Here is a 16226-nt window from a genome sequence, read left to right on the forward strand (position 1 = left end):
GGGTAGGGTCTACAGCCATGCGCCGAGCGAAGATCGTCTGCACGTTGGGTCCGGCCACCTCCACCCTTGACGCCATCCGTGACCTGGTGGCCGCGGGCATGGACGTGGCCCGGATGAATCTCAGCCACGGCAGCTACGCCGACCACGAGGCGGTCTACCGGGCGGTCCGGCAGGCCTCCGACGAGTCTGGCCGTGGCGTCGGCATCCTGGTCGACCTGCAGGGCCCCAAGATCCGGCTGGGCAACTTCGCGGGCGGCCCGGTGCTGCTGAGCGCCGGCGCCCAGTTCACCATCACCACCGAGGACGTGCCCGGCACCCTCGACCTGGTGTCGACGACGTACGCGGGCCTGCCCGGCGACGTGACCGTGGGCGACCGGATCCTCATCGACGACGGCAAGGTGGCCGTCGAGGTGGTGGCGGTGGACGGTCCCCGGGTGGTGACCACGGTCATCGAGGGCGGGATGGTCTCCGACCACAAGGGCATCAACCTGCCCGGCGTCGCCGTCAGCGTCCCGGCGATGTCCGAGAAGGACATCGAGGACCTGCGCTGGGCGCTGCGGCTGCGGGTCGACCTGATCGCGCTGTCGTTCGTCCGCTCGGCCAGCGACATCGACATCGTGCACGACATCATGCGCGAGGAGGGCGTCGTCCTCCCGGTCATCGCCAAGATCGAGAAGCCGCAGGCCGTGGCGCGGCTCGAGGAGATCGTCGACGCGTTCGACGGGATCATGGTGGCCCGCGGCGACCTCGGCGTGGAGCTGCCGCTGGAGGAGGTGCCACTCGTCCAGAAGCGCGCGGTCACCCTGGCCCGCGAGTACGCCAAGCCGGTCATCGTGGCCACCCAGATGCTCGAATCGATGATCGGTGCGTCCCGCCCGACCAGGGCCGAGACCTCCGACGTCGCCAACGCGATCCTGGACGGCACCGACGCGGTCATGCTCTCCGGCGAGACGTCGGTGGGCCGCTACCCGACCGAGGCGGTGCGCACCATGGCCCGCATCATCGAGGCGGTGGAGCGGGAGACCCTCGTCGACCTGGCGCCCGGGCAGCCGAGGCCGCGCACCATGGCCGGCGCCATCTGCCTGGCCGCGGCCCGCGTGGGCGAGGCGATCGGGGCGACGTCGCTGGTGGCGTTCACCGAGACGGGGGCGTCGGCCCGCCGGCTGGCCAAGTACCGCTCACCGATCCCGCTGCTGGCGTTCACGCCGACACCGTCCGTGCGCAGCCAGCTGGCCCTGTCCTGGGGCATCGAGACGTTCCTGGTCCCGTCCGTGACGCACACCGATGACATGGTGCTGCAGGTCGACACCGCCCTGCTGGACATCGGTCGCTGCTCGGTCGGTGACGACGTGGTCATCGTCGCCGGCGCGCCCCCCGGCATCCCGGGGAGCACCAACGCGCTGCGCGTGCACAAGATGGGCAACGCGGTCATGGGCGTCAGCCGCGCCTACACGACCGCGCGGACCGGCTGACCCGGGTCAGTCCGTGACGGCGCGGCGGGCGTCGGCATCCAGCACGCCCCAGATGATGAACTGCTCGACCAGGGCGGTCGGTGACGCGTCGTAGATCACGGCCAGGGTGCGCAGGTCCTCCTGCCGGACCGACAGCACCCGCCCGTTGTAGTCGCCGCGCTGGCTCTGGATGGTCGCCACGTAGCGGGCCAGCGGGCCGGCCTTCTCGGCCGGGACGGCGGACAGCCGCTCCAGGTCGAGCACCAGCCGCGGCGGCGCCTCGGCCACGCCGGTCGGCAGCGATCCGGGCAGCAGCTCGCTGACCGGGACGCCGAAGAAGTCGGCCAGCTCGGCCAGCTTCTGCACCGTGACGGCGCGGTCACCGCGCTCGTAGGAGCCGACCACGACCGCCTTCCAGCGGCCCTGGCTCTTCTCCTCCACCCCGTGCAGCGACAGCCCCTGCTGTGTGCGGATCGCCCGTAGGCGAGCGCCGAGCGCTCTGCCGTAGTCGGACGTCATGGACCCCCCTCAATCACCGGCGGCCCCCCCTCACCGGCGACCGCCGGTGCTGGACCGTGACGCTGCGTGACGCTACGGAGGGTGATCAAGGACGTCAAGGCGGATGGGTGCTAACGGTCCGTTCGGACGACCCCGACCCGGCTGGTAGCGTGACGGCGATCGACATCCTTTAACGACCCGTCCTGAGAGGCGGGGAAGGAGGTCTGGCTTAGCCATGACATCACCGGAGTCCACCCCCGGCGCGGTCCGCGAGGTCCTTGACGCCGACGACGTGCAGCGCGCGCTGACGCGCATCGCCCACGAGGTCCTCGAGCGCAACAAGGGCGCCGCCGACCTGGTGCTGCTGGGCATCCCCACCCGAGGCGTCCCGCTGGCCCGCCGGCTGGCCGAGCGCATCGCCGCGGTCGAGGGCGCGCCGGTCCCGGTCGGCGCCCTCGACATCACCATGTACCGCGACGACCTGCGGCTGCGGCCGGCCCGGGCGCTGGCGCGCACCGAGGTCCCGCCCGGCGGCATCGACGACAAGGTGGTCGTGCTCACCGACGACGTGCTGTTCTCCGGCCGGACCGTCCGGGCCGCGCTGGACGCCCTGAGCGAGCTGGGCCGGCCCCGGTCGGTGCAGCTGGCCGTCCTCGTCGACCGGGGGCACCGCGAGCTGCCCATCCGGGCCGACTACGTGGGCAAGAACCTGCCGACGTCCCTGCGCGAGACGGTGCGGGTGCTGCTCGCCGACAGCGACGGCCGCGACGCCGTGCTGCTCGGCGCGACGGACGGCGGTGCGCAGTGAAGCGGCACCTGGTCTCGGCGGCGGACCTCAGCTACGACGACGCGCTGCTGGTGCTCGACACGGCGGCCGAGCTGTCCCGGCTGCTCGACCGAGCCGACCGGACGGTCAAGAAGCTGCCCACCCTGCGCGGGCGCACCGTGGTCAACCTGTTCTTCGAGGACTCCACCCGCACCCGGATCTCGTTCGAGGCGGCCGCCAAGCGGCTCTCCGCGGACGTGATCAACTTCTCCGCCAAGGGGTCGAGCGTCTCCAAGGGGGAGTCGCTCAAGGACACCGCGCTGACGCTGGAGGCGATGGGCGCCGACGCGGTGGTCGTGCGGCACGGTTCCAGCGGCGCCCCGCACCACCTGGCCTACAGCGGCTGGATCGACGGCTGCGTCATCAACGCCGGCGACGGCACCCACGAGCACCCGACCCAGGCGCTGCTCGACGCGTTCACCATGCGCCGCCACCTCTCCGGCGAGACCGGCGACCTGGCCGGGCGCCGGGTGACCATCGTGGGCGACGTCCTGCACAGCCGGGTGGCCCGGTCCAACGTGCTGCTGCTGGCCACGCTGGGCGCCACGGTCACCCTGGTGGCGCCACCGACGCTGCTGCCGGTCGGCGTCGAGACCTGGCCGTGCGAGGTCTCCTACGACCTGGACGCGACGTTGCCGGGGTCGGACGTCGTGATGATGCTGCGCGTCCAGCGGGAGCGGATGAACGCCGCGTACTTCCCCAGCGCGCACGAGTACAGCCGCCGCTACGGGCTGGACGTCGCGCGGGCCGCAGTGCTGCCGGACCACGCGATCGTCATGCACCCGGGGCCGATGAACCGCGGCATGGAGATCGCGGCGGAGGTCGCCGACAGCGCCCGGTCCACGATCGTCGAGCAGGTGGGCAACGGGGTGAGCGTGCGGATGGCGGTGCTGTACCTGCTGCTCGGCGGCAACGAGCCGGCCATCGGTGCGAGCGAGAAGGCGGGGGTGGCGCAGTGAGCGGCTGGCTGGTGCGGGGCGTGCGACCCCTGGGCGGTGACCCCACCGACCTGCTGCTGCGCGGCGGCGTGATCGCCGCCGTGGGCCAGGGCCTGGACGCCGGCGACGCGCAGGTCCTCGACGGTGCCGGGCTGGTCGTGCTGCCCGGGCTGGTGGACTTGCACACCCACCTGCGCGAGCCCGGCCGGGAGGACAGCGAGACGGTCGAGACCGGGACCCGGGCGGCCGCGCTCGGCGGGTTCACCGCCGTCCACGCCATGGCCAACACCGACCCGGTGGCCGACACCGCCGGGGTGGTCGAGCAGGTGTGGCGGCTCGGCCAGCAGGCCGGTCACTGCGACGTCCGGCCGGTCGGCGCGGTCACCGTCGGTCTGGACGGCCGGCAGCTCGCCGAGCTCGGCGCGATGGCCGACTCGGCCGCCTCGGTGCGGGTCTTCTCCGACGACGGCCGCTGCGTCTCGGACGCCGTCCTCATGCGTCGGGCGCTGGAGTACGTCAAGGCGTTCGACGGGGTGATCGCCCAGCACGCCCAGGAGCCGCGGCTGACCGAGGACGCCCAGATGAACGAGGGCGTGCTCTCCGGGGTGCTCGGCCTGCGCGGCTGGCCGGGCGTCGCCGAGGAGGCGGTCATCGCCAGGGACGTCCTGCTCGCGGCGCACGTCGGCTCCCGGCTGCACGTGTGCCACGTGTCCACGGCCGGCTCGGTGGAGATCATCCGGCTGGCCAAGGAGCGGGGCTTCCCGGTCACCGCGGAGGTGACCCCGCACCACCTGCTGCTCACCGAGGACCTGGTCGCCAGCTACGACCCGGTCTACAAGGTGAACCCGCCGCTGCGCTCGGCCGACGACGTGGCCGCGCTGCGGGCCGGGCTGGCCGACGGGACCATCGACGTGGTGGCCACCGACCACGCGCCGCACCCGGTCGAGGACAAGGACTGCGAGTGGGCCGCGGCGGCGTTCGGCATGGTCGGCCTGGAGACCGCGCTGGGCGTGGTGGCCGCGGCCATGGTCGAGCCCGGGCTGCTGGACTGGGCCGGCGTCGCCGACCGGATGTCGGTGCGACCCGCCCGGATCGGCCGGGTCGCCGACCACGGCCGCCCGCTCGCGGTGGGCGAGCCGGCCAACGTCACCCTGGTCGACCCGGCCGGAGCCTGGTCAGTCGACCCGGGCCGGCTGGCCTCGCTCAGCCACAACACCCCCTACGCCGGGCGCGAGCTGCCCGCGCGGGTGGTGGCCACCTTCCTGCGCGGCCGGCCCACCGTGCTCGACGGGAGGCTGGCATGACCCGGACCCTGCTGTCCGTGGCCGTCGTGCTGTTCGTGCTGCTGGGCGTGGCCGGGATGGCCTGGGGCTGGCGCAACAAGGGCCGCCGGCAGGCAGACCTGCCCGGGCTGCCGGCCGTGCCGGCCGGCCTCGGGGAGCCGCTCGTCGACGACGTCGAGGGCGTCTACGTGGCCACCACCTCAGCCGGGGACTGGCTGGACCGCATCGTCGTGCACGGTCTGGGCGTGCGCAGCAACGCGCGCGTCACGGTCGCGCCCCCGGGCGTGCTGCTGGCCCGCGAGGGCGCTCCGGACGTGTTCGTGCCGGCCGAGCTGCTCACCGGCGTCCAGCTGGCCAAGGGCATGGCCGGGACGGTCGTCGAGGACGACGGCCTAGTCGTGCTGACCTGGCGGCACGGGGACCGGCAGCTGGCCACCGGCTTCCGGCCGCGGTACGCCGCAGACCGGGACGTCGTGGTGGCCGCCGCCGGGCAGCTGCTCGGGCAGGAGGCGTCGTGACCGGGCGCCGGCCCGCGCTGCTGGTGCTGGAGGACGGCCGCACGTTCGCGGGCGACGCCTACGGCGCGGTCGGCGAGACCTTCGGCGAGGCCGTGTTCTGCACGGCCATGACCGGCTACCAGGAGACCCTGACCGACCCGTCGTACCACCGGCAGGTGGTCGTCATGACCACGCCGCACATCGGCAACACCGGGGTCAACGACGAGGACCCGGAGTCCGGGCGGATCTGGGTGAGCGGGTACGTGGTGCGCGACCCCTCGCCGCGGGCGTCGTCCTGGCGGGCCAGGCGCACCCTGGAGGAGGAGCTCGAGGTGCAGGGCGTGGTCGGGATCAGCGGGGTCGACACCAGGGCGCTCACCCGGCACCTGCGCGACCGCGGCGCCATGCGGGTGGGCGTCTCCAGCGTGGAGGACGACCCGCGGGCTCTGCTCGAGCGGGTGCAGGCCAGCCCGCAGATGGCCTGGGCCGACCTCACGGCCGAGGTGTCCACCGAGACGGCCTACGTCGTGCCGGCGGTTCGCGAGAAGCGGTTCACCGTGGCCGCCGTCGACCTCGGGATCAAGGCCATGACTCCGGTCCGGCTGGCCGAGCGCGGCGTCGAGGTGCACGTGCTGCCCGCGGCCACCACGCCCGAGCAGCTGCTGGCTGCCGGGGCCGACGGCGTGTTCTTCTCCAACGGCCCCGGCGACCCCGCGACCGCCGACCACGCCGTCGGGCTGGTCCGGGCCGCGCTGGAGCACCGGCTGCCGACGTTCGGCATCTGCTTCGGCAACCAGGTGCTCGGCAGGGCCCTCGGCTTCGACACGTTCAAGCTGAAGTTCGGCCACCGGGGCACCAACCAGCCGGTGCAGGACGTCGCCACCGGGCGGGTGGAGATCAGTGCCCACAACCACGGCTTCGCGGTCGCGGTCCCGGTCGGCGAGGTCAGCGAGACGCCGTACGGGCGGGTCGAGGTGAGCCACGTCTGCCTCAACGACGGCGTGGTCGAGGGGCTGGCGCTGCTCGACCGGCCGGCCTTCTCCGTGCAGTACCACCCGGAGGCCGCGGCCGGCCCCCACGACTCGGCCTACCTGTTCGACCGGTTCACCGCGCTGATCGAGGGGACCCGCTGATGCCCCGCCGCGAGGACATCCGCAGCGTCCTGGTCATCGGCTCCGGGCCCATCGTCATCGGTCAGGCCGCCGAGTTCGACTACTCGGGCACGCAGGCCTGCCGGGTGCTCCGCGCCGAGGGCCTGCGCGTCGTCCTGGTCAACAGCAACCCGGCCACGATCATGACCGACCCGGAGTTCGCCGACGCCACCTACGTCGAGCCGATCACCGCCGAGGTGGTCGAGAAGATCATCGACAGGGAGCGGCCGGACGCGTTGCTCGCCACGCTCGGCGGTCAGACCGCGCTCAACACCGCGGTCGCGCTGCACGAGCGCGGCGTGCTCGGCCGGTACGGCGTCGAGCTGATCGGCGCGGACATCGACGCGATCGAGCGCGGCGAGGACCGGCAGCGGTTCAAGGAGATCGTCGCCGCCATCGGCGCCGAGTCGGCTCGCTCGACGATCTGCCACTCGATGGCCGAGTGCCTGGCCGTGGTCGAGGACCTCGGCTACCCGGTGGTGGTGCGGCCGTCGTTCACCATGGGCGGCGCCGGCTCCGGGATGGCCGACAACGAGGAGGACCTGCACCGGATCGCCGGCGCGGGGCTGCAGGCCAGCCCGACCACCGAGGTGCTCCTGGAGGAGTCGATCCTCGGCTGGAAGGAGTACGAGCTCGAGCTGATGCGCGACCGCGCGGACAACGTGGTCGTGGTCTGCTCGATCGAGAACCTCGACCCCATGGGGGTGCACACCGGCGACTCGATCACGGTGGCGCCGGCGATGACCCTCACCGACCGCGAGTACCAGCGGATGCGCGACGTCGCCATCGACGTGATCCGGGCGGTCGGGGTGGACACCGGCGGCTGCAACATCCAGTTCGCGGTGAACCCCGAGGACGGCCGGCTGATCGTCATCGAGATGAACCCCCGGGTGTCCCGGTCCTCGGCGCTGGCGTCCAAGGCCACCGGCTTCCCGATCGCCAAGATCGCCGCCCGGCTGGCCATCGGCTACACCCTCGACGAGATCCCCAACGACATCACCCAGCAGACCCCGGCGTCGTTCGAGCCGACCCTGGACTACGTCGTCGTCAAGGTGCCTCGGTTCGCCTTCGAGAAGTTCCCGCAGGCCGACCCCACGCTGACGACGACGATGAAGTCGGTCGGCGAGGCCATGGCCATGGGTCGGTCCTTCCCGGAGGCGCTGCAGAAGGCGCTGCGCTCGCTGGAGAAGTCGGACGCCGGCTTCGAGTGGGTCGGCGAGCCCGGCGACCGGGACGCCCTGGTGGCCGAGGCGGCGCTGCCTCGCGAGGGCCGGCTTCGGGTGGTGCACGAGGCGCTGCGCGCCGGGGCCAGCGTGGAGCGGCTGCACGCGGCCACCGGCATCGACCCGTGGTTCCTCGAGCAGATCGCCGCGATCAACGAGGTGGCCGAGCAGGTCCGCTCGGCTGCCGAGCTGACCCCCACGCTGCTGCGCCGCGCCAAGCGGTTCGGGTTCTCCGACCGGCAGCTGGGCCAGCTCCGCAGTATGCCCGAGGACGTCGTCCGCGGGGTGCGGCACGCGCTGGGCATCCGGCCGGTCTACAAGACCGTCGACACCTGCGCCGCGGAGTTCGCGGCGTCCACGCCGTACCACTACTCGGCCTACGACGAGGAGACCGAGGTGCGGCCCCGGGACAAGCCCGCGGTGCTCATCCTGGGCAGCGGCCCGAACCGGATCGGCCAGGGCATCGAGTTCGACTACTCGTGCGTGCACGCCGCCATGACCCTGCGCGAGGCCGGCTTCGAGACCGTCATGGTCAACTGCAACCCGGAGACCGTCTCGACCGACTACGACACCAGCGACCGGCTGTACTTCGAGCCGCTGACCTTCGAGGACGTGCTCGAGGTCTACCACGCCGAGCTGGCGGCCGGTCCGGTCGAGGGCGCCGTCGTGCAACTGGGCGGGCAGACCCCGCTGGGCCTGGCGCAGCGGCTCAAGGACGCCGGGGTGCCGATCCTGGGCACCAGCCCCGAGGCGATCCACCTGGCCGAGGAGCGCGGCGCGTTCGGCCGGGTGCTGGCCGCGGCCGGGCTGCCGGCCCCGAAGTACGGGCTGGCCAGCACCTTCGAGGACGCCAGGGCGATCACCGAGGCGATCGGCTACCCGGTGCTGGTGCGCCCGTCCTATGTGCTCGGCGGCCGCGGCATGGAGATCGTCTACGACGACGGCATGATGGCCGGCTACATCGACCGGGCCACCAAGATCAGCCCGGAGCACCCGGTGCTCGTCGACCGGTTCCTCGACGACGCGGTCGAGATCGACGTCGACGCGCTGTTCGACGGCGAGGAGCTGTACCTCGGCGGCGTGATGGAGCACATCGAGGAGGCCGGCATCCACTCCGGCGACTCCGCGTGCGCCCTGCCGCCGATCACCCTGGGTCGGGCCGAGATCGACCGGATCCGGCGGTCCACCGAGGCGATCGCCCGCGGCGTCGGGGTCCGCGGCCTGATCAACGTGCAGTACGCGCTGGCCGCCGACGTGCTCTACGTGCTCGAGGCCAACCCGCGCGCCTCTCGCACGGTCCCGTTCGTCTCCAAGGCCACCGCCGTGCCGCTGGCCAAGGCGGCCGCCCGGATCATGGTCGGCGAGACCATCGCCCGGCTGCGGGCCGAGGGGGTGCTGCCGGCGTCCGGGGACGGCGGCACGCTGCCCATGGACGCGCCGATCGCGGTGAAGGAGGCGGTGCTCCCGTTCGGCCGGTTCCACGGGGTGGACACCGTCCTGGGGCCGGAGATGCGGTCCACCGGCGAGGTCATGGGCATCGACGCGATGTTCGGCACCGCGTTCGCCAAGTCGCAGCTGGCCGCGTACAGCGGCGGCCTGCCCACCAAGGGCCGGGCGTTCGTCTCGGTGGCCAACCGGGACAAGCGCTCCATGGTGTTCCCGGTGAAGCGGCTGGCCGACCTCGGGTTTGAGATCCTGGCCACCGCGGGCACCGCCGAGGTGCTGTCCCGCAACGGCATCCCGGCCAGCGTGGTGCGCAAGCACTACGAGCCGGACGACGGCACCCTGGACGCCGTCCAGCGGATCCTCGCGGGCGAGGTCGCGCTCATCGTCAACACCCCGTTCGGGGTGGGCGCCCGGCTGGACGGCTACGAGATCCGCACCGCGGCGGTCGCCAGGGGGGTGCCCTGCATCACCACCGTGCAGGGTCTCGGCGCTGCCGTCCAGGGCATCGAGGCGGTCACCCGAGGCGAGATCGGGGTGCGCTCGCTGCAGGAGTACGGTCGGGCCCTGCGCGGCGAGGAGGTCGCCGATCGGACGAGGGGGGAGCGGTCCTGATGGCGCCGGTTCAGGTGCGCGGTGAAGTGCTGTCCCTGCGCCGGGTCGGGGACTACCACGCGCTCACCCTGGTCGCGCCCGGCGTCGCCGACACCGCCCGGCCCGGCCAGTTCATCGCGCTGGCCGTCGGCGGCGACGACTCCTCGATGCTGCTGCGCCGGGCCTTCTCGATCTACAAGGTGCAGCAGCGCGGCGTCTACGGCGGCACCGTCGAGGTGGTGTTCGCGGTCCACGGCCGCGGCACCGCCTGGCTGTCCCGGCTGCAGGCGCACGACCAGGTGGACGTCGTCGGCCCGCTCGGGCGGCCGTTCGCGCTGCCGCTCGAACCGGTGTCGGCGGTGCTGGTGGGCGGCGGCTACGGCAGCGCGCCGCTGTTCAGCCTGGCCGAGCAGCTGCGGGCCCGCGGCAACCGGGTCGACTTCGTCATCGGAGCGTCGACCGAGTCGCGGCTGTTCGGGGCGCTGGAGGCCAAGCGGATGTCCACCCAGGTGGCCATCACCACCGAGGACGGCACGCTGGGGGAGCGCGCCCGGGTCACCGACGTGCTCCCGGCCCTGATGCGCCGCGCCGGCAGCGAGGTGGTCTACGCGTGCGGCCCGATGGCGATGCTGCAGGCGGTCAGCCAGCTGGCCACGGCGCACGGCGCGGTCAGCCAGTGTGCCGTGGAGGAGTCGATGGCCTGCGGCGTCGGGGTCTGCATGACCTGCGTGCTACCGGTGGTCGGCGACGACGGCGTGACCCGCATGGTGCGCTCCTGCACCGAGGGGCCGGTGTTCGCCGGTGACCGGGTCCGCTGGGCCGACGTCGGCACGGTGCCGGCCGACACGTGGGGCGCGCCTGCGGGAGGCCAGGCATGACCCGGATGCGGATCACCACCCGGACCCCGGGCGAGGCCGAGCTGCCCGAGGTCGACATGTCCACCGACCTGGCCGGGGCGGCGCTGCCCAGCCCGGTGCTCACAGCGTCCGGCTGCGCCGCGGCCGGCCGCGAGCTGGACCAGTTCATGGACATCACCGCGCTGGGCGCCGTCGTCACCAAGTCGATCATGCTGAAGCCGCGGTCCGGGCGGCCCACCCCGCGGATGGCCGAGACGCCAAGCGGCATGCTCAACTCGATCGGCCTGCAGGGCCCCGGCATCGACGCGTTCCTGGAGCACGACCTGGCCTGGCTGCGCAACCGTGGCGCGCGGGCGATCGTGTCGATCGCGGGCGGGACGGTGGACGAGTTCACCAAGCTCGCGCAGCGGCTGCGCAACGTCGACGGCGTCACGGCGGTCGAGGTGAACATCTCCTGCCCGAACGTCGAGGACCGCGGCCAGGTGTTCGCCTGTGCCACGGCGCCGGCGTCCGCCGTCGTCGCCGCGGTCCGTCGGGCCACCGCGCCGGGCATCCCGGTGCTGGCCAAGCTGTCGCCGGACGTCACCGACATCGTCGAGATCGCGCAGTCGGTGGTGGCCGCCGGGGCCGACGGGCTATCCATGATCAACACGCTGCTGGGCTTGACGATCGACACCGACACCATGCGGCCGGCGCTGGCCGGGGTGACCGGCGGGCTGTCCGGCCCGGCGATCCGCCCGGTGGCCGTGCGCTGCGTGTGGCAGGTGCACCAGGCGCTGCCGGACGTGCCGATCCTCGGCATGGGCGGGATCCGGACCGGCCTGGACGCGCTGGAGTTCGTGCTCGCCGGCGCCAGCGCCGTCTCCGTGGGCACCGCCGTGTTCAACGACCCCTCGGCGCCGGCCCGGATCGCCCGCGAGCTGCAGCGTGCCCTGGGCGACCGCGGGTTCGAGCGGTTCAGCGACGCCGTGGGCTACGCGCACCGGACGGAGCCGGAGGCGTGACCGCCCTCGCACCCGTCGCCGTCGCGCTCGACACCACCGACCTGGACGTCGCCGCCGGCTGGGCCTCGGCGGCCGGGCCGTACGTGTCCACGGTGAAGGTGGGGCTGGAGCTGTACCTGCGGCACGGCGCGGCCGCCGTGGCCAGGGCGCGGGAGGCCAGCGGCGGCCGCGCCGTCTTCCTGGACCTGAAGCTGCACGACATCCCGAACACGGTGGCCGGGGGAGCCCGGGCGGTGGCCGACCTGGCCCCGGACTTCCTCACGGTGCACGCCGCGGGCGGTCCGGCCATGGTGCGGGCCGCCGTGGAGGCGCTGCCGGGCGCCCGGATCACGGCGGTGACCGTGCTCACCTCGCTGTCCGCGGCCGACCTGGAGCGCATCGGGCTGGTCGGGCCGCCGCTGGACGCCGTCCGCCGGCTGGCCGTGCTCGCGGTCAGCGGCGGGGCGCAGGCCCTGGTCTGCTCCCCGCAGGAGGTGGCCGCCGTCCGGGCCGAGGTCGGGACGGACGTCGTGCTGATCACCCCCGGCGTCCGGCCGGCCGGATCCGACCCCGGCGACCAGGCCCGGGTGACCACACCGGAGCAGGCGCTGGCCGACGGTGCAGACCTGCTCGTCGTGGGCCGGCCGATCACCGGGGCTGCGGACCCGGGCGCCGCGGCGGCGTCCCTGGCCGCCGCGTTGCCGCCGGAGCGCGGCACTGGCTAGGTTCACGACGGATACCCGATCGCTCCCCCCGACCCCTGAGGTGACCCCCGGTGGCCCTTCCGCCCCTCTCGCCCGAGCAGCGCGCCGCCGCCTTGGCCAAGGCCGCCGAGGCCCGGCGGGAGCGCGCCGAGGTGAAGAACCGGCTCAAGCACTCTGGCGCCTCGCTGCCCGAGGTGATCCGGGAGGGCCAGGAGAACCCGGTGATCGGCAAGATCCGGGTGTCTGCGCTGCTGGAGTCAATGCCCGGCGTCGGCAAGGTCCGGGCCCGGGAGATCATGGAACGGGTGGGGATCGCCGAGACCCGCCGGGTGCGGGGGCTCGGCGCCAACCAGGTTGCGGCGCTCGAGCGGGAGTTCGGTGCCCAGTCCTGAGCGGCCGCGGCTGACGGTGCTGTCCGGGCCGTCCGGGGTGGGCAAGAGCACCGTGGTGGCCCACCTGCGGGAGCGGCACCCGGAGATCTGGCTGTCGGTGTCCGCGACGACCCGACGGCAGCGGCCGGGCGAGACCGAGGGTGTGCACTACTTGTTCCGCACTCCCGAGGAGTTCGCCGGTCTGGTCGAGCGCGGCGAGCTGCTGGAGTGGGCCGAGTTCGCCGGGCACCACTACGGCACCCCGCGGGAGCCGGTGGAGGACCGGCTGGCCGAGGGCACCCCGGTGTTGCTGGAGATCGAGCTGCAGGGTGCCCGGATGGTCAAGGCGGCGATGCCGGAGGCGCTGCTGGTCTTCCTGGCGCCGCCGTCCTGGGACGAGCTGGTCCGCCGGCTGGTGGGCCGCGGCACCGAGCCGGCCGAGGTGATCGCCCGGCGGCTGGCCACCGCGGAGATCGAGCTGGCCGCCCAGTCGGAGTTCGACGAGGTCGTCGTCAACGACGAGATCGAGGCCGTGTGCGACCGGCTGGTATCGTTGATGAGTCTAGGCGCCGCCTGAGACGCCCGTTTGAGACCTGCACCGTTCGCTCTCCCCGGAAGGCACCCGCGTGTCCGGTACCGTCGCCGCGCCCGAAGGCATCACCAACCCGCCGATCGACGACCTGCTTGAGCGGGTCGAGTCCAAGTACAGCCTGGTGCTCTACTCGGCCAAGCGCGCGCGCCAGATCAACGCCTACTACAGCCAGCTCGGCGAGGGCCTGCTCGAGTACGTCGGTCCACTCGTGGAGACCCACGTGCAGGAAAAGCCGCTGTCGATCGCGCTGCGCGAGATCAACGCCGGCCTGCTCGAGCTCGAGACCACCGAGGCCTGACCCGCCCGGCCTCCGCACAGGTGCCCCTGCCGTGACCGGCGTGCCCGCTCCGCGGGTGGTGCTCGGTGTCGGCGGGGGCATCGCTGCGTACAAGGTCGCCACGCTGCTGCGCGGGCTGACCGAGTCCGGCTGCTCGGTGCGGGTCGTCCCGACCGCCGCGGCGCTGCGGTTCGTGGGGGCGCCGACCTGGGCCGCGCTGTCCGGCCAGCCGGTGGCCACCGACGTCTGGGACGACGCCCACGTCGTGCCGCACCTGCAGCTGGGCCGGGACGCCGACCTCGTGGTCGTGGCGCCGGCCACCGCCGACCTGCTGGCCAGGGCCGCGCACGGGCTGGCCGACGACCTGCTCACCAACGTGCTGCTCACCGCGCGCTGCCCGGTGCTGTTCGCGCCGGCCATGCACACCGAGATGTGGGAGCACCCGGCCACCCGCGCCAACGTGGCCACCCTGCGCGAGCGGGGCCTCGTCGTGCTTGACCCCGCTGTGGGCCGGCTCACCGGCGCCGACTCCGGGCCGGGCCGGCTGCCCGAGCCGCAGCAGATCCTGGCGGTCGCGCTGCGCCTGCTGGCCGCGCCGGGCCGGGGCGCCGACCTGGCCGGCAGCCGGGTCGTGGTCTCCGCCGGGGGCACCCGGGAGCCGCTCGACCCGGTCCGGTTCCTGGGCAACCGGTCCAGCGGGCGGCAGGGCTACGCGCTGGCCGCCACCGCCGCGGCCCGGGGCGCCGGGGTGGTGCTCGTGTCGGCCAACGTCGCGCTGCCGGCGCCGGCCGGGGTGAGTGTCGTCCCGGTGGGGACCGCCGATCAGCTCCGCGACGCCGTGCTGGCCGCCGCGGTGGACGCCGACGTCGTGGTGATGGCGGCGGCGGTGGCCGACTTCCGGCCGGCGTCCGTCCAGGGCGCCAAGATCAAGAAGGACGACGCGGGCGGTGTGCCGGAGCCGATCGCGCTGGTGCGCAACCCCGACGTCCTGACCGAGGTGGTGGCCGCACGCTCCGGGAAGTCGCCGGTGGTCGTGGGGTTCGCCGCCGAGACCGGTGACGACACCGCGGACTGGTTGGCGCACGGGCGGGCCAAGCTGGCCCGCAAGGGCTGCGACCTGCTCGTGGTCAACCCGGTCGGCGAGGGCGTGGGCTTCGAGGTGGCCGAGAACTCCGGGGTGCTCCTCGGGGCCGACGGCAGCCAGGTGGAGCTGACGCTGGGTAGCAAGGAGGCGCTGGCCGACGCCGTCTGGGACGCCGTGGCCTCCCGTTTGGTCGGCCCCGGTCGTTAGACTGCGGCAACATCCGTCGAGCTGAGGGAGCCGTGTTGTCCCGTCGCCTGTTCACCTCCGAGTCGGTCACTGAGGGACACCCGGACAAGATCGCTGACCAGATCAGCGACTCGATCCTGGACGCGCTGCTCAAGGACGACGTGCACAGCAGGGTCGCGGTCGAGACCCTGGTCACCACCGGCCTGGTGCACGTGGCCGGCGAGGTGACCACCTCGGCCTGGGCCGACATCCCCTCGATCGTGCGGGAGAAGGTCCTCGAGATCGGCTACGACTCGTCGAAGAAGGGGTTCGACGGGAACTCCTGCGGCGTGTCGGTGTCGATCGGCTCCCAGTCGGCGGACATCGCCCAGGGCGTGGACGACGCCTACGAGGAGCGGGCCGAGCACTCGCACGACCCGCTGGACCGGCAGGGCGCCGGTGACCAGGGCCTGATGTTCGGCTACGCGTGCGACGACACGCCCGAGCTGATGCCGCTGCCGATCATGCTGGCGCACCGGCTCGCGTACCGGCTGGCCGCCGTCCGCAAGGACGGCCAGATCCCCTACCTCCGCCCGGACGGCAAGACCCAGGTGACCATCGAGTACGACGGCGACCGGCCGGTCCGGCTGGACACCGTCGTGGTGTCGACCCAGCACGCCGGCGACGTCGACCTGGCGACGCTGCTGCAGCCCGACGTCGAGGCGCTGGTGGTCCGCCCGGTCCTCGAGGACCTGCAGATCGACACCTCGGGCTACCGGGTGCTGGTCAACCCGACCGGCCGGTTCGAGATCGGCGGCCCCATGGGCGATGCCGGCCTGACCGGCCGCAAGATCATCATCGACACCTACGGCGGCATGGCGCGGCACGGCGGCGGGGCGTTCTCCGGCAAGGACCCGTCGAAAGTGGACCGCTCGGCCGCCTATGCGATGCGCTGGGTGGCCAAGCACGTGGTGGCCGCCGGGCTGGCCAGGCGCTGCGAGGTGCAGGTGGCCTACGCGATCGGCAAGGCGCACCCAGTCGGGCTGTTCGTGGAGACGTTCGGCACGTCCGAGCTGCCGGCCGAGCGGATCCAGGACGCGGTGACCGAGGTGTTCGACCTGCGGCCGGCCGCGATCATCCGCGACCTCGACCTGCTGCGGCCGATCTACGCGTCCACCGCCGCCTACGGCCACTTCGGCCGGGTCGAGCCGGACTTTACCTGGGAGCGGACCGACCGGATCGACGCGCTGCGCACCGCCGTCCGCGCCTGACCCGCATGAAGGGCACCT

The 16226-nt window shown here is 73.4% G+C and carries 16 protein-coding genes; 15 read left to right on the plus strand and 1 reads right to left on the minus strand.

Features of this window, described 5'->3' with window-relative positions; translation table 11 throughout:
- The first annotated feature begins 17 nt into the window (after nucleotides 1-17).
- The gene (gene pyk, locus VIM19_03785; GenBank protein ID HEY5184028.1) at nucleotides 18-1472 is read left to right on the plus strand and encodes a pyruvate kinase; all 1455 of its coding nucleotides are present in this window, start codon (nucleotides 18-20) and stop codon (nucleotides 1470-1472) included.
- A 6-nt stretch (nucleotides 1473-1478) separates the two neighbouring features.
- Here the strand turns inward: pyk and VIM19_03790 are convergent, their stop codons facing one another.
- Nucleotides 1479-1970, minus strand: a complete 492-nt coding sequence (locus VIM19_03790; GenBank protein HEY5184029.1) for a transcriptional regulator — start codon at nucleotides 1968-1970, stop codon at nucleotides 1479-1481.
- Between the two features lie 214 nt (nucleotides 1971-2184).
- Between VIM19_03790 and pyrR the strand changes: the two genes are divergently transcribed.
- Genes pyrR through metK form a run of 14 tightly spaced genes read left to right on the plus strand, consistent with a single transcriptional unit; the run spans nucleotide 2185 to nucleotide 16208 of the window.
- Nucleotides 2185-2757 (plus strand): bifunctional pyr operon transcriptional regulator/uracil phosphoribosyltransferase PyrR, encoded by a 573-nt coding sequence (gene pyrR, locus VIM19_03795; protein HEY5184030.1) that lies wholly within the window; start codon nucleotides 2185-2187, stop codon nucleotides 2755-2757.
- Nucleotides 2754-3734, plus strand: coding sequence for an aspartate carbamoyltransferase catalytic subunit (locus VIM19_03800; GenBank protein ID HEY5184031.1), 981 nt, complete (start codon nucleotides 2754-2756; stop codon nucleotides 3732-3734). The genes pyrR and VIM19_03800 overlap by 4 nt, the downstream gene beginning before the upstream one ends.
- A complete protein-coding gene (locus VIM19_03805) occupies nucleotides 3731-5017 on the plus strand; it encodes a dihydroorotase (protein ID HEY5184032.1) in 1287 nt (428 codons plus the stop codon). The genes VIM19_03800 and VIM19_03805 overlap by 4 nt, the downstream gene beginning before the upstream one ends.
- Nucleotides 5014-5514: a hypothetical protein gene (locus tag VIM19_03810; GenBank protein HEY5184033.1), complete on the plus strand. Its 501-nt coding sequence runs from the start codon at nucleotides 5014-5016 to the stop codon at nucleotides 5512-5514. Before VIM19_03805 ends, VIM19_03810 begins: the two co-directional genes overlap by 4 nt.
- Nucleotides 5511-6626 carry a glutamine-hydrolyzing carbamoyl-phosphate synthase small subunit gene (gene carA, locus VIM19_03815; protein ID HEY5184034.1) on the plus strand — a complete coding sequence of 372 codons (1116 nt, stop codon included), beginning with the start codon at nucleotides 5511-5513 and terminating at the stop codon, nucleotides 6624-6626. Before VIM19_03810 ends, carA begins: the two co-directional genes overlap by 4 nt.
- The gene (gene carB / locus VIM19_03820; GenBank protein ID HEY5184035.1) at nucleotides 6626-9925 is read left to right on the plus strand and encodes a carbamoyl-phosphate synthase large subunit; all 3300 of its coding nucleotides are present in this window, start codon (nucleotides 6626-6628) and stop codon (nucleotides 9923-9925) included. The genes carA and carB overlap by 1 nt, the downstream gene beginning before the upstream one ends.
- Nucleotides 9925-10782, plus strand: coding sequence for a dihydroorotate dehydrogenase electron transfer subunit (locus VIM19_03825; GenBank protein HEY5184036.1), 858 nt, complete (start codon nucleotides 9925-9927; stop codon nucleotides 10780-10782). Before carB ends, VIM19_03825 begins: the two co-directional genes overlap by 1 nt.
- Nucleotides 10779-11765, plus strand: a complete 987-nt coding sequence (locus tag VIM19_03830) for a dihydroorotate dehydrogenase (protein ID HEY5184037.1) — start codon at nucleotides 10779-10781, stop codon at nucleotides 11763-11765. Before VIM19_03825 ends, VIM19_03830 begins: the two co-directional genes overlap by 4 nt.
- Nucleotides 11762-12469 carry an orotidine-5'-phosphate decarboxylase gene (gene pyrF / locus VIM19_03835; GenBank protein ID HEY5184038.1) on the plus strand — a complete coding sequence of 236 codons (708 nt, stop codon included), beginning with the start codon at nucleotides 11762-11764 and terminating at the stop codon, nucleotides 12467-12469. Before VIM19_03830 ends, pyrF begins: the two co-directional genes overlap by 4 nt.
- A gap of 50 nt (nucleotides 12470-12519) precedes the next feature.
- Complete coding sequence (gene mihF, locus VIM19_03840; protein HEY5184039.1) at nucleotides 12520-12840, plus strand: integration host factor, actinobacterial type; 321 nt, start codon at nucleotides 12520-12522, stop codon at nucleotides 12838-12840.
- The gene (gene gmk / locus VIM19_03845; GenBank protein HEY5184040.1) at nucleotides 12827-13396 is read left to right on the plus strand and encodes a guanylate kinase; all 570 of its coding nucleotides are present in this window, start codon (nucleotides 12827-12829) and stop codon (nucleotides 13394-13396) included. The genes mihF and gmk overlap by 14 nt, the downstream gene beginning before the upstream one ends.
- Before the next feature lie 49 nt (nucleotides 13397-13445).
- Entirely contained in the window at nucleotides 13446-13709 is a 264-nt protein-coding gene (rpoZ, locus tag VIM19_03850; GenBank protein ID HEY5184041.1) for a DNA-directed RNA polymerase subunit omega, read from the plus strand.
- Nucleotides 13710-13749: 40 nt separating this feature from the next.
- On the plus strand, nucleotides 13750-14979 hold the full coding sequence (gene coaBC, locus VIM19_03855) for a bifunctional phosphopantothenoylcysteine decarboxylase/phosphopantothenate--cysteine ligase CoaBC (GenBank protein ID HEY5184042.1): 1230 nt from the start codon (nucleotides 13750-13752) through the stop codon (nucleotides 14977-14979).
- 35 nt (nucleotides 14980-15014) lie between these two features.
- Nucleotides 15015-16208 (plus strand): methionine adenosyltransferase, encoded by a 1194-nt coding sequence (gene metK / locus VIM19_03860; GenBank protein ID HEY5184043.1) that lies wholly within the window; start codon nucleotides 15015-15017, stop codon nucleotides 16206-16208.
- Nucleotides 16209-16226: the final 18 nt, after the last annotated feature.

The organism is Actinomycetes bacterium (genome assembly GCA_036510875.1).
Taxonomy (GTDB): domain Bacteria; phylum Actinomycetota; class Actinomycetes; order Prado026; family Prado026; genus DATCDE01.

Excerpts from the sequence above, each read along its gene's own strand:
- pyk (HEY5184028.1), top strand. The coding sequence starts at position 18 with ATGCGCCGAGCGAAGATCGTCTGCACGTTGGGTCCGGCCACCTCCACC.
- VIM19_03790 (HEY5184029.1), bottom strand. The coding sequence starts at position 1,970 with ATGACGTCCGACTACGGCAGAGCGCTCGGCGCTCGCCTACGGGCGATC.
- pyrR (HEY5184030.1), top strand. The coding sequence starts at position 2,185 with ATGACATCACCGGAGTCCACCCCCGGCGCGGTCCGCGAGGTCCTTGAC.
- VIM19_03810 (HEY5184033.1), top strand. The coding sequence starts at position 5,014 with ATGACCCGGACCCTGCTGTCCGTGGCCGTCGTGCTGTTCGTGCTGCTG.
- carB (HEY5184035.1), top strand. The coding sequence starts at position 6,626 with ATGCCCCGCCGCGAGGACATCCGCAGCGTCCTGGTCATCGGCTCCGGG.
- VIM19_03825 (HEY5184036.1), top strand. The coding sequence starts at position 9,925 with ATGGCGCCGGTTCAGGTGCGCGGTGAAGTGCTGTCCCTGCGCCGGGTC.
- VIM19_03830 (HEY5184037.1), top strand. The coding sequence starts at position 10,779 with ATGACCCGGATGCGGATCACCACCCGGACCCCGGGCGAGGCCGAGCTG.